Here is a 13,355-nt window from a genome sequence, read left to right on the forward strand (position 1 = left end):
TGAGAGTGGTCGTGTCGTGACGGGACGGGCCTCTCGTCCCCCGCTCGACCTGCCCGGACTCGATCAGCGCTTCAGTCGCATCACCGCTGTTCCCGGTGGCGGTGCGGATGAGGGTCTGCTCCGCGAATGGCACTACCTCGACACAGGCGACGAACTGGATCGCCTCGGCGTACCCATCTTGGGCACGATCCTTGCCGTCCACGGCAACCCGACGTGGTCGTACCACTGGCGAAAGCTGATTGCGCAATCGGTGCAGGCCGCCGAATCCGGGTCGCCAGCCTGGCGTATCGTCGCAGTTGACCAGCTCGATATGGGCTACTCGGCGCGCACCGCTATGCATCGTCCACTCGCGCAGCGCGTCGCCGACCTCGCGGCGTTCACCGACGCACTCCCCCTTACTGGTCCCGTTATCTCGCTCGGTCACGACTGGGGCGGCGTCGTGTCGCTCGGCTGGGCTGTCGATCACCCGTCGCAGCTCGCCGGAGTCATGCTGTTGAACACGGCCGTGCATCATGAGACGGGCAAGCCGATCCCCGCACCGCTGCGGCTGGCCAGAGCTCGAGGGATGCTTGCAGCATCCACCGTTCGCACCACCGCGTTCCTCGAGACAACGCTGGCGCTCACATCGGCCCCGCTCGACGCGGCAGTCAAGGATGCTTACCGCGCGCCCTACCGCACAGCGTCCCGTCGCCAAGGAATCGGCGGCTTCGTTGCCGACATTCCCGTCGACGCAAACCACGAAAGCTTCAGCGAACTCGAGCGCATCGCCACGGGTGTTGCCCAGCTCGACCTTCCAGCGCTTATGTTGTGGGGTCCGCGCGATCCGATCTTCGGCGACCGTTACCTCGACGACCTCATCGACCGGCTTCCCCAAGCCGATGTGCACCGGTTCGAAGGCGCAGGACACCTCGTTGCCGAGGACGCCCCCTATGCCGATGCGGTGCTGGCATGGCTCGGTGACAACGTCGATCACCTTTCGACTTCTGCCTCGACCTTGCCACGCACATCGGGCGTGAAGGCCTCCTCAGAGCCGGAAGATCCGCCCTTCCGGCCGCTCTGGCACCGGCTCGACGAGCGCCGCGATGACACCGCAACCGCCGTCATCGACATGTCGACGCGGGGACGAAGCGGCCCCCAACAGGTGAGCTGGCGACAACTCGCCGACCGAGTGAGCCAGATCGCCGCCGGCCTCTCCCACATTGGCGTACGAAAAGGTCAGCGGGTTTCCTTGCTGATCCCGCCCGGGCCGACCCTGACCGCCGTGGTCTATGCCTGCCTGCGAATCGGCGCTGTCATCGTCGTCGCGGATGCCGGCTTGGGAGTTAAGGGGCTCACCCGTGCGGTGCGCGGATCGTGGCCCGACTTCGTCATCGGTGAAGCGCCCGGCCTCATCGCCGCGCGCACGCTGGGCTGGCCCGGAGTGCGCATCTCCACCGCACGACTACCGAAGGTCTCCGCCGCAGCTCTCGGGGTCTCCTGCAGCCTCAAAGACCTCATCGCGATCGGCGCTGGCACGCTCGTCCCGACGCCACCACGGTCAGAGGATGAGGCCGCCATCCTCTTCACCTCGGGGTCGACCGGTCCTGCCAAGGGTGTCGTGTACCGGCACGGTCAACTCTCCGCCCTCCGCGACGTACTCGCGAGTCACTTCGAAGTGACCGCCGACACCGGACTCGTAACAGGGTTCGCGCCCTTCGCACTGCTGGGTCCTGCGCTCGGCACGCGATCAGTGACACCCGAGATGGATGTTTCCTCTCCCCGCACTCTCACTGCCCATGCTGTCGCGGCCGCGGTGGAGGCATCCGGAGCCAGCATGGTGTTCCTCTCACCCGCCGCAATTCTCAACGTCGTCGCAACCGCGGGCGATCTCACGCCACACGACCGCACCGAGCTCGAGCGCGTGCGCACTTTCCTCTCCACCGGTGCACCCATCGGTGCGGAACTGCTCGCATCCGCCGCCACGATCATGCCCAACGCGACCCCGCACTCGCCCTACGGCATGACCGAATGCCTCCTCGTGACTGACATCACGCTCGACGGGATTCGCTCCGCCGCCGGTGACGCCAATACGGGCGTTTGCGTGGGAATGCCGATCGGCTCGAACCTTCTGCGCATCAGCGCGCTCGATGCGGAGGGTTCCGCGACCGGTGCCCCGAGTTCTGAGCCCGGCGTTCTCGGCGAGATCATCGTCTCGTCGCCACACCTGAAAGACCACTACGACCGGTTGTGGCTCACCGATCGTGCCGCTGTTCGTGAGACCGAGATCGACACGGATGCAGCGGCTGCAAGCGACACAAGGGATGCGACGCAAGCGCGCTGGCATCGCACCGGCGACGTCGGCCACCTCGACCACCTCGGCCGCTTATGGGTCGAAGGCCGACTGCCACACGTCATTGTGACGGCGACGGGTCCGATCGCGCCTGTCGGTGCGGAGCAGGAGGTGGAGGGTGTCTCGGCCGTGCGCCGTGCCGCCGTCGTCGGCGTCGGCCCGCACCGGCTGCGGCAGGCCGTCGCGATCGTCGAAACGATCCCGCCGACCAGCCGACCCGGGCTCGCAAGTCCGGAGCTAACGACGGCCGTGCGGGCGAGCACAACGCTGCCGCTCGTCGCCGTGCTCGCCGTGCCCGAGCTTCCGACCGACATCCGCCACAACTCCAAGATCGACCGATCACGGTTATCCGAATGGGCCGAGCGTCTCCTCGCCGGCGGGAAGCCGACCGCACCGTGATCGTGCTCGTCACCGGAGCTTCCGGTTTCCTCGGTGGTGCCGTCGCCGCCGAGCTGATCGTCGCCGGGCATGAGGTGCGCACTCTGCAACGACGACCGTCCGGAGTGGATGGCGCCACCGACATCCTCGGCTCGATCACCGATCCGGATCACATCGCGCGCGCGATTGATGGCGTGGAGGGCGTCATCCACCTCGCGGCGAAGGTGTCACTCGCCGGCGACGCGCGTGATTTCCACACTGTCAACGTGGAAGGGACGCGGTCAGTGCTCTCCGCAGCCGAGACTGCGGGCGTATCCCGCCTGGTGCATGTATCGTCGCCGTCGGTCGCACACGCCGGCTCCGCGCTGGCAGGGGTCGGCGCCGAACCGGCATCGCCTGAGCAGGCACGCGGCGAATATGCGCGTACCAAGGCGCAGGCGGAGTTGCTTGCGCTCGCCCGCGATTCCGCCGCGATGCGCGTCATCGCCATCCGTCCACACATCGTCTGGGGTCCGGGTGACACCCAGCTCGTTGGCCGAATCGTCGACCGAGCTCGCCGCGGACGTCTCCCCCTGCTCAATGGTGGCACCGCACTCATCGATACGACCTACATCGACAACGCAGCATCCGGAATCGTCGCAGCGCTGCACCGCGCCGACGTCGCGCACGGCAAAGCCTACGTTCTGACAAATGGTGAGCCGCGCCCGGTCGGCGACATACTGGCGGCCATCTGCCTCGCTGCCGGTGTGCGGCCTCCGCGATGGAGCATCCCCGCCGCACTCGGGCGCACCGTGGGCACGGTGATCGAGCGGATATGGGCCGTGCGTCCTGGGGCCGACGAGCCTCCCATGACGCGCTTTCTTGCCGAGCAGCTCTCCACGGCGCACTGGTTCGATCAACGTGACATACGCCTAGCGTTGGATTGGTCGCCCGCGGTGAGCCTCGACGAGGGGCTACGCCGACTCGGGGCAAGCTACTGGGCACAACCATGACTCGGATCTGATGCGCGAACAGTGACACTCGCAGCGGCCTACCACTAATGAATCCTTCACCAGCGGTGGTGGTGATTGCTGGCTCCGGTCATCCCGCGCCAGCAGCCAAGGCCGCGGCGGTCATTCTCGCCTGGCCCATACACCGGCTGCCGAGGCGGCCATGCTCGGAGTGTTGAGGCGGTACGCGTTGGAGGTCGACACGCTGGCGAGCTGTGCAACGACCCTCACACTCATCGCGGTGCCCACTCACGAGCGCGGCTTCGAGATATCGCGACGCACTCGCAAGGCAGTGCTGGTATCCAACCTCAGTGGCACCGGATCGACCGTCGGATCCGCCTCGATTACGGCCACAGTCCAGCTGCGGGCGACCACTGCCGACATCCCTCCCCAACTCGTTCTCAGAACATGCTTTCGGGATCCCTCATAACTACCCTAGACGCCATCAAAAACACCTCAATCGAAAAGTGTGGTTGCGACCCCTTGAAACCATGACCGCCCAACTGAAGAAGCCACAACCGACGTCATCCTAGCTGCGTAAATTCCCGCTAGGCTCAAGCACTTTGGTATTCCGTCGCCCGGCTCAGGCGTTAATGATGACCTTGAGCGCCTTCGTCTCCGCAGCCCGCCCGAACACGTCGTAGGCCTCAAGGATGTCCTCGAGCGCGAAGGTGTGGCTGATGAAGTTCTCGGCCACGATTTTCTTCTGCGCAACGAGCTTGAGCAGGATTCCGAGGGTGTTCGTGTTGACCAGGCCCATGCTGATGTTAATGTTCGAGATCCAGAGGTCCTGCAGCGGGAGATCGACGCTCTTGCCGTGCACCCCCATATTGGCGACATGTCCGGCGGGTCGAACGATGTCGAGGCACATCGCGAAGGTCTGCGGTATTCCGACTGCCTCAATTGCGACGTCGACTCCGAGCCCGTCCGTGAGTGCGATCACCTGCTCCTTCCAGTCCGCGTCGCTGGAAACGATGGTGTCGGTCGCGCCGAATTTTCTGGCCTGCTCGACGCGGTTGGCGTCTAAGTCGATGGCGATAACGCGGGAAGGGCCGTAAAGTCCGGCGGTTGCGATGGCTGCGAGGCCGACGGGGCCGACCCCGACAACCGCGACGACGTCGCCGGCCTTGACGTGGCCGTACTGGATGCCGATCTCGTGGCCCGTCGGAAGGATGTCCGAGAGCACGGTTCCCTGCTGCGGGGTCACCCCGGGCGGCAGCAGATACAGCGAGGTTTCGGCGAACGGCACCCGCACGAACTCTGCCTGGGTTCCGTCGATGAGGTGTCCGAAGATCCAGCCGATGCCGGATGCGCCCTCGTCGGCGAGGCAGTGCGAGTAGACCCCCTTCTTGCAGAAGTCGCAATGCCCACAGGCCGAGACACAGGAGATGATCACCTGGTCGCCCACTTTGAGGCTCGAAACGGCACTGCCGACCTCGGTGATGGTGCCGACTCCCTCGTGTCCGAGGATGCGCCCCACCTCGACGGCCGGAACATCCCCCTTGAGAATGTGCAGATCGGTGCCACAAATGGTGGTTGTGTCGATCTTCACGATGACGTCGGTCGCAGTGATAATAGTGGGCTCTGGAACCTCTTTCCACTCCTTGAGCCCCGGGCCCTGATAGACGAGTGCCTTCATGATCTTCCTCTCCTGAGTGTGACGCATCCTCGAAATTTCGAAGATACCCTTCTTCCATGGTAACGCGGACTCGTTCTTAGCTACTGGCTGAGTTGTGGTCGCGAGAGGTCCGTGGTCGCTCAGGCTCGTGACACTGGCCTGCTGCGGGGAGCCGCTAAACCCCAGGATGTCCTGTGGTGGCAGGTGCTCGGATGGCATGACGATGGGGTGACTCCGATCCCGGCTTGGTTTCCTGAAGAGATGGACCTTGCTGGTCGGGAGAATCTCGACGATGACCGTGTTGCGCGCTACGACGCCAAAATAGATGCGCATGCGGCGGCGGAGGTCGAGGTGCTCATCGCTTACGGCTTGATGAGCAGTTCGGTCATCGCAGAGTTCGGTGCGGGTACGGGTACGGGCCAGTTCACGCTTGAAGCTGCGCATGTCTGCGCTCGAGTGATCGCGGTGGACGTGTCGCCGCCGATACTGCGGCACCTCCAGCGGAAGGTGACCGACCGTGGACTCGCCAACGTTGATCTTGTTCGAGCTGGCTTCCTGAGTTATGTGCACGCCGGTAATCCGATCGGTTTCGTCGGCTACTTCGCCCGGGCGGTGTGCTGCGTGTGTGGGATGTTGTTTACGACTTCCTGCCGTCAGAGGCGGAGATGCGCATTGAGGAGCGGTGCGCTCTGGGCTGCGACAGTGTTGATGGACAGTGGAGCCGCGCGGAGTTCGAGGAACATATACGAGATGAGCACTTGCCCCCCTCCCCTCTTTGCCAGTCTCGTTGTGAGTCGGTTCACGATCAGGGAGGGCGAGGCGACGATGTCGATTAGCGTAGGGTGCTCTCGACCGGGGACTGATCCCGCGCGAGGGTAGTGCTGTGACTATTCCTCCGGCCTATCGCCCCAACCCGTCGCGGCAGCAGCCGTGCCCCGCGAGCGGCTGCCGAAGGTCGTGCGCGCCGACTCCGGGCTCGTGAAATGGAGGATGGATGTCGCAGCCGTCTAACCCGAGTCTCGCCAGGCCGGACACGTTCAGCAGCCGACGATGACTGCCATCACAGCGCGCGTCGACAGCTGGTTATGGGCCGTCAGGGTGTTCAAAACCAGCTCTGCCGCAACTGCAGCCACGCGTTCCGGCCACATCCGCGTTAACGGTGACCGCGCGAAAGCCGCCCAGCAGGTGAAAGCTGGAGAGGCGGTGAGGGTGAGAATCGCGGGCTTTGATCGCATCCTGATGGTGCGCGAGATCATCTCGAAACGGGTCGGAGCTGTGGTCCGCTGTTGAGGCCTACACCGATACCAGCCCTCCCCTGCCAGCGCCCGAAGCGGTGGCCATGCTCCCCCGCCGCGACCGGGGTGCAGGTCAACCCACTGAGCGCGGGCGTCGCGATATGGAGAAGCTACGGGGCCGGATACCTGACGAGCTCAACTGACCTCCCAGCAATCCGGGTTATCGTCGGATAATGGGTAGAATTTCAGACTCCTGGCGATCGCACCTTCTGACGACATTCTCCGGCGATAGTTCTGGGCGCCCTCAATGGGTCAGTCGTATCGAACAGGGTGACGACGTCGGTTTCTTCGGCCCGGATTCTGCGTCCTGGGCGGTGCACGGTGGTATGGGAACGCTCGTTGCCGGAATCAGGGCACTGCTCATGCAGACGCTTCATCCAGGAGCGATGGCTGGCGTTCACGACTGGTCGAGGTATAAGGAAGATCCGCTTGGGCGGCTCTCCGGCACCATCCAGTGGCTTATCACGGTCACGTTCGCCGGCACCGAGCAGGCGAGACTCGAGTCATCCCGCGTCGGCAAGTACCACAACAGAGTCGCGGGAACCTACATAGACGCGCAGGGTGTCGATCGCCCGTACACCGCAGGCGACCAGGAGCTGCTTTCTTGGGTGCACGCCGTCTTCACCGACGCTTTCCTCGGCTGCCACGAGCTGTGGGGGCCGCCTATTCCGGGCGGTGCCGACCAGTACGTGAGTGAGTGGGCGGTGGCCGGCGAACTCGTTGGGGTGCAACATCCGCCACGGTCCCGCGCTGAGTTGAAAGCACAGATCGACGGGTTCCGACCCGTGCTCAAAAGCGACGATCGCGTTCTCGAAGCCGTGCGATTCATTCGGAATCCTCCCCTTCGCCGCTCGATGCTGCCCGCGTACAGGGTGCTGTTCGCGGGAGCTGTCGCGTCGTTGCCCGAAGAACACCGCAAACTGCTCGGCCTTCGTCGATCGCGACTTCCCGTGATCTGGGCGACGGGCGTCGTGCTGCGTTCTGTCGGACGAATTCTTGGCAGGTCATCCACGAGCGAAGATGCGGCCCGCGCGCGACTCGCCCGCATCGAGCGTGAAACGGCATTCGGTCTGAACCACGGGGCACAGGCATGACCGGACACCGCTGGCGGGGTACTCTCGGGGAACGAGCCATTCGGCTCACAGGAGGATAACGTCATGGCCGATAAATCACCGAAGAAAGCCACAGCCAAGACTGTAGCCAGCAAGTCTCTCAAAGAGAAGCGGGCTGACAAGAAAGATAAGGCCGCTAACAAGCGCAAGGACTAACCTCGGTCAGTGGCGCGGGGCATGCTCGAATCATTGTTCACACGATCATTCCCCGTACCTACTGAGGCGCATCTAGCGATTCGATGATGCGTACGACGGTCTGGGATCTGCGTTCGCGCTCTACTCCGAGGTGGACGTAGAACCAAATCTACGCTGTTCAGCCGCGACGCCGACTGGACGAATGCCTATACGATGATTTCGCCGAACCGGCAAATCCCAATCATTCTTCCCATCACACAGGCACCGCTGCGAACCTGGCGGGGCACCGACTCGCTCCCACACACCTGCCCATGAATGAGGAAAACCCTCCCGGATTGCCCGGGAGGGTTTTTTGTCCTTAGGTTCTTAGAACAGTATCTAGAAGAACCCCTCTGTCGGGCTGACGGTGTTCTGGTGCAGGACATAGGAATAGGGTGTCGCAAGACATCGGAATACCCTGTCGCAGGTCATAGGCATACGCTCAGGCTGAGGCATGAGCAAACAGCGCCTCGTCGATCACCGCCGTTCTTGCCGGTCAATCCCAGTCCAATGTCGCCCGCCGCTACGGCGTTTCGCAAGGGTGGATCTCGAAACTGATGACCCGCTGGCGCCTCGAGGGAGAGGCGGCATTCGAGCCGCGATCCCGCCGCCCTCAGACCAGCCCCACTGCAACACCAGCGGCAGTGATCGAGCTCGTGATCGCCCTGCGACAACGGCTCGACAACGCTGGTTTGGATGCCGGTGCTGACACCATCGGCTGGCACCTTTTTCACACCCACCAGATCACCCTGAACCGTGCCACCATCCACCGCATCCTGACCCGGCACGGACTCGTCGAGGCAGAACCGAAGAAGCGTCCGAAGAGTTCCTACCTCCACTTCGCGGCCGATCAACCCAACGAGTGTTGGCAGTCAGACTTCACCCACTACCGCCTCAGCACCCCTTATGGGCAACCTGGCGCAGATACCGAGATCATCACCTGGCTCGACGACCACTCCCGCTACGCACTACACCTCTCAGCACACGCCCGCATCACTGCCGTGATCGTGCTGCGGAGCTTCACCCAGACCGCTCATCGGCACGGTTATCCGGCGTCAACGCTGACCGACAACGGAATGGTTTACACCGTGCGCCTCGCCGGCGGCAAGAACAGTGGCGGCCGCACGAGCCTAGAAACCGAACTCTTCCGCCTCGGGATCACGCAAAAGAATGGTTCACCCCATCACCCGCAAACTCAGGGCAAAGTCGAACGCTTCCAACAAACACTCAAGAAATGGCTTCGAGCGCAACCGTGCCAACCCACCACGATCACCGAGTTGCAACTGCTGCTGGACGAGTTCGCAGACGAATACAACCAGCGTTGCCCACACCGCTCGCTAGAGCACCGAGCAACACCATTCACGGCCTACACAACCAGCATCAAAGCCACACCCAGCAGCACCCCACGCGATGATTCCCACAACCGCGTCCGCCACGACCGCATCGACAAATCTGGCACCGTCAGCCTTCGCGTTGCCGGCCACCTGCGTCACATCGGCATCGGCCGAACCCACGCCGGAACCCACGTCACACTGCTCATCCAAGAACTCGACGTCACCGTCATCAACGCCGCCACCGGAGAGATCCTGCGGGAGCTCACAATCGACCTCAACCGCGACTACCAAGCCGCCGGCACAAAAAAATAGTCCGAACCCACAAACCGTGGGTTCGAACTATTCCGATGTCTTGCGACATCACATTGTCGGGCTGACAGTGTTCTGGTGCAGGACATAGGAATAGGGTGTCGCAAGACATCGGAATACCCTGTCGCAGGTCATAGGCATACGCTCAGGCTGAGGCATGAGCAAACAGCGCCTCGTCGATCACCGCCGTTCTTGCCGGTCAATCCCAGTCCAATGTCGCCCGCCGCTACGGCGTTTCGCAAGGGTGGATCTCGAAACTGATGACCCGCTGGCGCCTCGAGGGAGAGGCGGCATTCGAGCCGCGATCCCGCCGCCCTCAGACCAGCCCCACTGCAACACCAGCGGCAGTGATCGAGCTCGTGATCGCCCTGCGACAACGGCTCGACAACGCTGGTTTGGATGCCGGTGCTGACACCATCGGCTGGCACCTTTTTCACACCCACCAGATCACCCTGAACCGTGCCACCATCCACCGCATCCTGACCCGGCACGGACTCGTCGAGGCAGAACCGAAGAAGCGTCCGAAGAGTTCCTACCTCCACTTCGCGGCCGATCAACCCAACGAGTGTTGGCAGTCAGACTTCACCCACTACCGCCTCAGCACCCCTTATGGGCAACCTGGCGCAGATACCGAGATCATCACCTGGCTCGACGACCACTCCCGCTACGCACTACACCTCTCAGCACACGCCCGCATCACTGCCGTGATCGTGCTGCGGAGCTTCACCCAGACCGCTCATCGGCACGGTTATCCGGCGTCAACGCTGACCGACAACGGAATGGTTTACACCGTGCGCCTCGCCGGCGGCAAGAACAGTGGCGGCCGCACGAGCCTAGAAACCGAACTCTTCCGCCTCGGGATCACGCAAAAGAATGGTTCACCCCATCACCCGCAAACTCAGGGCAAAGTCGAACGCTTCCAACAAACACTCAAGAAATGGCTTCGAGCGCAACCGTGCCAACCCACCACGATCACCGAGTTGCAACTGCTGCTGGACGAGTTCGCAGACGAATACAACCAGCGTTGCCCACACCGCTCGCTAGAGCACCGAGCAACACCATTCACGGCCTACACAACCAGCATCAAAGCCACACCCAGCAGCACCCCACGCGATGATTCCCACAACCGCGTCCGCCACGACCGCATCGACAAATCTGGCACCGTCAGCCTTCGCGTTGCCGGCCACCTGCGTCACATCGGCATCGGCCGAACCCACGCCGGAACCCACGTCACACTGCTCATCCAAGAACTCGACGTCACCGTCATCAACGCCGCCACCGGAGAGATCCTGCGGGAGCTCACAATCGACCTCAACCGCGACTACCAAGCCGCCGGCACAAAAAAATAGTCCGAACCCACAAACCGTGGGTTCGAACTATTCCGATGTCTTGCGACATCACATTGTCGGGCTGACAGGATTTGAACCTGCGACCCCCTGACCCCCAGTCAGGTGCGCTACCAAGCTGCGCTACAGCCCGCGACATTGATTTTCAGTTATTTGGGCCGACCGGAGAGTGGTAAACCCACTTGACCCCCAGTCAAGTGCACTACCAAGCTGCGCCACAGCCCGTGACAACTCAAATAGCTTACCGTGGAATCTGAGTACTCGCGTTCACATTGAGACCCCGAATGGAAGCGGACGCCAGTTCAGGTCAAAGCGACACCAAACGCAGCAGCGAAGAACTCGCGTTCATGCTCCGTCGACGCCACGAAACCCGTTATCATCGCCTCCCGAACCTGCGGAGTAGCGTCTGCCGCGAGCGCCCCCTCAATCGTGATGGCCTGCTCCCTAGCATCCGTGAACTCCTGATCGGCATAAGCCGTCAACTGATTCGCGTCGGGGTGCTCGGCTTGCACCAATGCGCGCAGGCGCGAACCTACGTCATGGTACGCCCAGAAGCACGGCAGCAGGGCCGCCACAAGCACCGCATAGTCACCACGCGCTGGTGTGGCGGGCAAGCGATTGAGGTGCGACGTCGTTGTCGCACTGGGTTGTGCTCCAAAGAGTTCACCGTCGGCCGTGCGGGACGTTAGAGGGTGAGGTCCGCGTGGGTTCAGCGATCCCGAGACTTCTGAGTGTTTGGAGATCTAGGAGTCCTACTCGATCGCGTGGGGTTGCGGATTCAAACAGGTAGGTGTCGCGTATCTGTCAACCGCGCATGGCTTCCCACGCCTGGTAGGCGATCCAAAATGCGGATAGATCAGATGATTTCGTGACCGTGGAGCCGGTTTCCGCCTCGATGCGGTTCAGTCGGTAGGACAAGGTTTGCCGATGGATGCCCAGCTCATTGGCGGTATCGTTCCACCTCCGGTCGTTCCGTAGATAGGCGAAGAGGGTCTCGCGGAGACGATTCGCTCCGCTAGCGGTCTCGGCTAGCGGCCCGAGTACCCCCGTGATGATCTCGGCGGCTTCCCGGTTCGACCTCGCGAGCACGGAGATGGTGGTGCCCTCGAATTCGGTCCAAGCACGGTCACTATGCTGTGCCGCAGCAAGGACCTTCGCCGCTTCCTCGGCGGCGATGCGGACGTCATGAAGGTCGGTAAACACCGATGACGCTCCGAACCGCACATTGCTTCCCTCAATCAGTTTCCGAATCTCCGGTACGAGGTCGATCGGGATCAGGGCGAGGTTGCTCGTCCGACCTGCTCCCACAACGATTGGAAGCTCGCGCAGTGCTACAGCACGGGCAACGCGATCACCGTCCGCGACGGCGAACGCGGCGATCTGAAACCCGGTGGACACGCTGTGCGGGGCGAGCAACTCATCGAATTCGGGCGGCTGCGCACCGTTGAGAAGAGACAGCATGACGCGCGCGGCGATCTCAGCGCGGCGATCGGCGGCGTTGAGGATGTGCTCGATCGTCACTTCGAGCACTTTCATGACGTGCACGAGCAAGAAGCTATCCAGCTCCTCACCTGGGTGCTCGGAGATGATGAGTGTCGCCGCGTGGGCACCGCGTAGTGGGTAATCCCGGTTTATCAGATCCACGTGAGCACGACTGAGGTCGGCAGCAAGAATGGGCAGGCCGGTGATCGGATCCTCCACTCGGATTCCGATTCCGAGCAGCGCCACGAGATCGTGGACGAGGCCCTCAGCATCCTCATTGGCGTTTGCTGCAAGATGGTAGAGCTTGCTCAGCTTGAGTACCTGGAGGGTCTGCGATGAGGTGTTCGCCGCCGCGACATGTCGCGCAACGACGGCGTAGGGCGTCTGCGCACCAGCGAGCAGGACCGGGAAGCCGCGGAGGTTCGCCTCTCGTAACATTTCATCCGAGATCGGAGGTGCGGTTTCTTCGTGATCCCCGATCATCAGGCCCGCAAGGCCCGCCTCATCGAGTCGTCTCAGAAAGGCGACTTGATCCGCGGGCGCCGCAGGAACGCAGAGCCCCACCGTCATGAGCAATTCGTGTGGACCTAGCCACTGATCGGGGTTTTTCATTTCGCAACTGTGCGCCCAGAGCACATCCCGGGCCAACCCGGAGCCTCCAGCGAGTACCCGTACATCAAGGCTCGTCGTTGACACGATGTCATCGACCCTCAATGTCTTCGACTGTGCGGCCATGGCCTGCATCATAGTATGAGATCCGTTTACAAATCGGACTGTCGAACGATTCAGTTCAAATTACGAGTGAGCGAACCTAGCCGGAACGGCACGTGCGAGCGTGGACGATTCAATGAACGCTGGTGACGTCATTGAAAAGCAGGCTAGGCCACCAACTGCTGTGATCAGAATCAAGTTCTTCGGCATTGACTGGCCAGCCGGTGTCGATGCTCCATCAGACTGGGTTTTGCGCGAAGATCGGCTCGGCGCAGCCG

8 protein-coding genes, 1 tRNA gene and 1 pseudogene are annotated in these 13,355 nt (G+C 62.6%); 6 read left to right on the plus strand and 4 right to left on the minus strand.

Annotated elements, in window-relative coordinates:
* Window positions 1-16 precede the first annotated feature (16 nt).
* Window positions 17-2,728: an alpha/beta fold hydrolase gene (locus AADH44_RS07655; RefSeq protein ID WP_341952140.1), complete on the plus strand. Its 2,712-nt coding sequence runs from the start codon at window positions 17-19 to the stop codon at window positions 2,726-2,728.
* Complete coding sequence (locus AADH44_RS07660; RefSeq protein WP_341954948.1) at window positions 2,725-3,699, plus strand: NAD-dependent epimerase/dehydratase family protein; 975 nt, start codon at window positions 2,725-2,727, stop codon at window positions 3,697-3,699. Before AADH44_RS07655 ends, AADH44_RS07660 begins: the two co-directional genes overlap by 4 nt.
* A 580-nt stretch (window positions 3,700-4,279) precedes the next feature.
* On the opposite strand, the gene AADH44_RS07665 is transcribed toward AADH44_RS07660, so the two are convergent.
* Window positions 4,280-5,335, minus strand: coding sequence for a zinc-dependent alcohol dehydrogenase family protein (locus tag AADH44_RS07665; protein WP_341954950.1), 1,056 nt, complete (start codon window positions 5,333-5,335; stop codon window positions 4,280-4,282).
* Between the two features lie 1,029 nt (window positions 5,336-6,364).
* On the opposite strand from AADH44_RS07665, the pseudogene AADH44_RS07670 reads away from it, so the two are divergent.
* The 4 genes and pseudogenes from AADH44_RS07670 to AADH44_RS07685 all read left to right on the plus strand — a co-directional run bounded on the left by AADH44_RS07670 (window position 6,365) and on the right by AADH44_RS07685 (window position 10,887).
* Window positions 6,365-6,752: pseudogene (locus AADH44_RS07670) on the plus strand (S4 domain-containing protein).
* A gap of 30 nt (window positions 6,753-6,782) precedes the next feature.
* Window positions 6,783-7,703, plus strand: a complete 921-nt coding sequence (locus tag AADH44_RS07675; RefSeq protein ID WP_341952141.1) for an oxygenase MpaB family protein — start codon at window positions 6,783-6,785, stop codon at window positions 7,701-7,703.
* 668 nt (window positions 7,704-8,371) lie between these two features.
* Window positions 8,372-9,541 carry an IS481 family transposase gene (locus tag AADH44_RS07680; RefSeq protein ID WP_341954951.1) on the plus strand — a complete coding sequence of 390 codons (1,170 nt, stop codon included), beginning with the start codon at window positions 8,372-8,374 and terminating at the stop codon, window positions 9,539-9,541.
* Between the two features lie 176 nt (window positions 9,542-9,717).
* The gene (locus AADH44_RS07685; protein ID WP_341954951.1) at window positions 9,718-10,887 is read left to right on the plus strand and encodes an IS481 family transposase; all 1,170 of its coding nucleotides are present in this window, start codon (window positions 9,718-9,720) and stop codon (window positions 10,885-10,887) included.
* A gap of 56 nt (window positions 10,888-10,943) precedes the next feature.
* Here the strand turns inward: AADH44_RS07685 and AADH44_RS07690 are convergent.
* From AADH44_RS07690 to AADH44_RS07700, 3 genes are all read right to left on the minus strand, one after another.
* Window positions 10,944-11,017, minus strand: a tRNA-Pro gene (locus AADH44_RS07690).
* A 169-nt stretch (window positions 11,018-11,186) separates the two neighbouring features.
* Window positions 11,187-11,627, minus strand: coding sequence for a hypothetical protein (locus AADH44_RS07695; RefSeq protein WP_341954952.1), 441 nt, complete (start codon window positions 11,625-11,627; stop codon window positions 11,187-11,189).
* Window positions 11,628-11,688: 61 nt separating this feature from the next.
* On the minus strand, window positions 11,689-13,101 hold the full coding sequence (locus tag AADH44_RS07700; protein WP_341952142.1) for a PucR family transcriptional regulator ligand-binding domain-containing protein: 1,413 nt from the start codon (window positions 13,099-13,101) through the stop codon (window positions 11,689-11,691).
* Window positions 13,102-13,355 lie beyond the last annotated feature (254 nt).

The sequence above is a fragment of the Salinibacterium sp. TMP30 genome, assembly GCF_038397785.1.
Lineage (GTDB): Bacteria > Actinomycetota > Actinomycetes > Actinomycetales > Microbacteriaceae > Rhodoglobus.

Coding starts and splice junctions, on each gene's coding strand:
- AADH44_RS07665 (WP_341954950.1), bottom strand. CDS start 5,335: ATGAAGGCACTCGTCTATCAGGGCCCGGGGCTCAAGGAGTGGAAAGAG.
- AADH44_RS07675 (WP_341952141.1), top strand. CDS start 6,783: ATGGGTAGAATTTCAGACTCCTGGCGATCGCACCTTCTGACGACATTC.
- AADH44_RS07700 (WP_341952142.1), bottom strand. CDS start 13,101: ATGGCCGCACAGTCGAAGACATTGAGGGTCGATGACATCGTGTCAACG.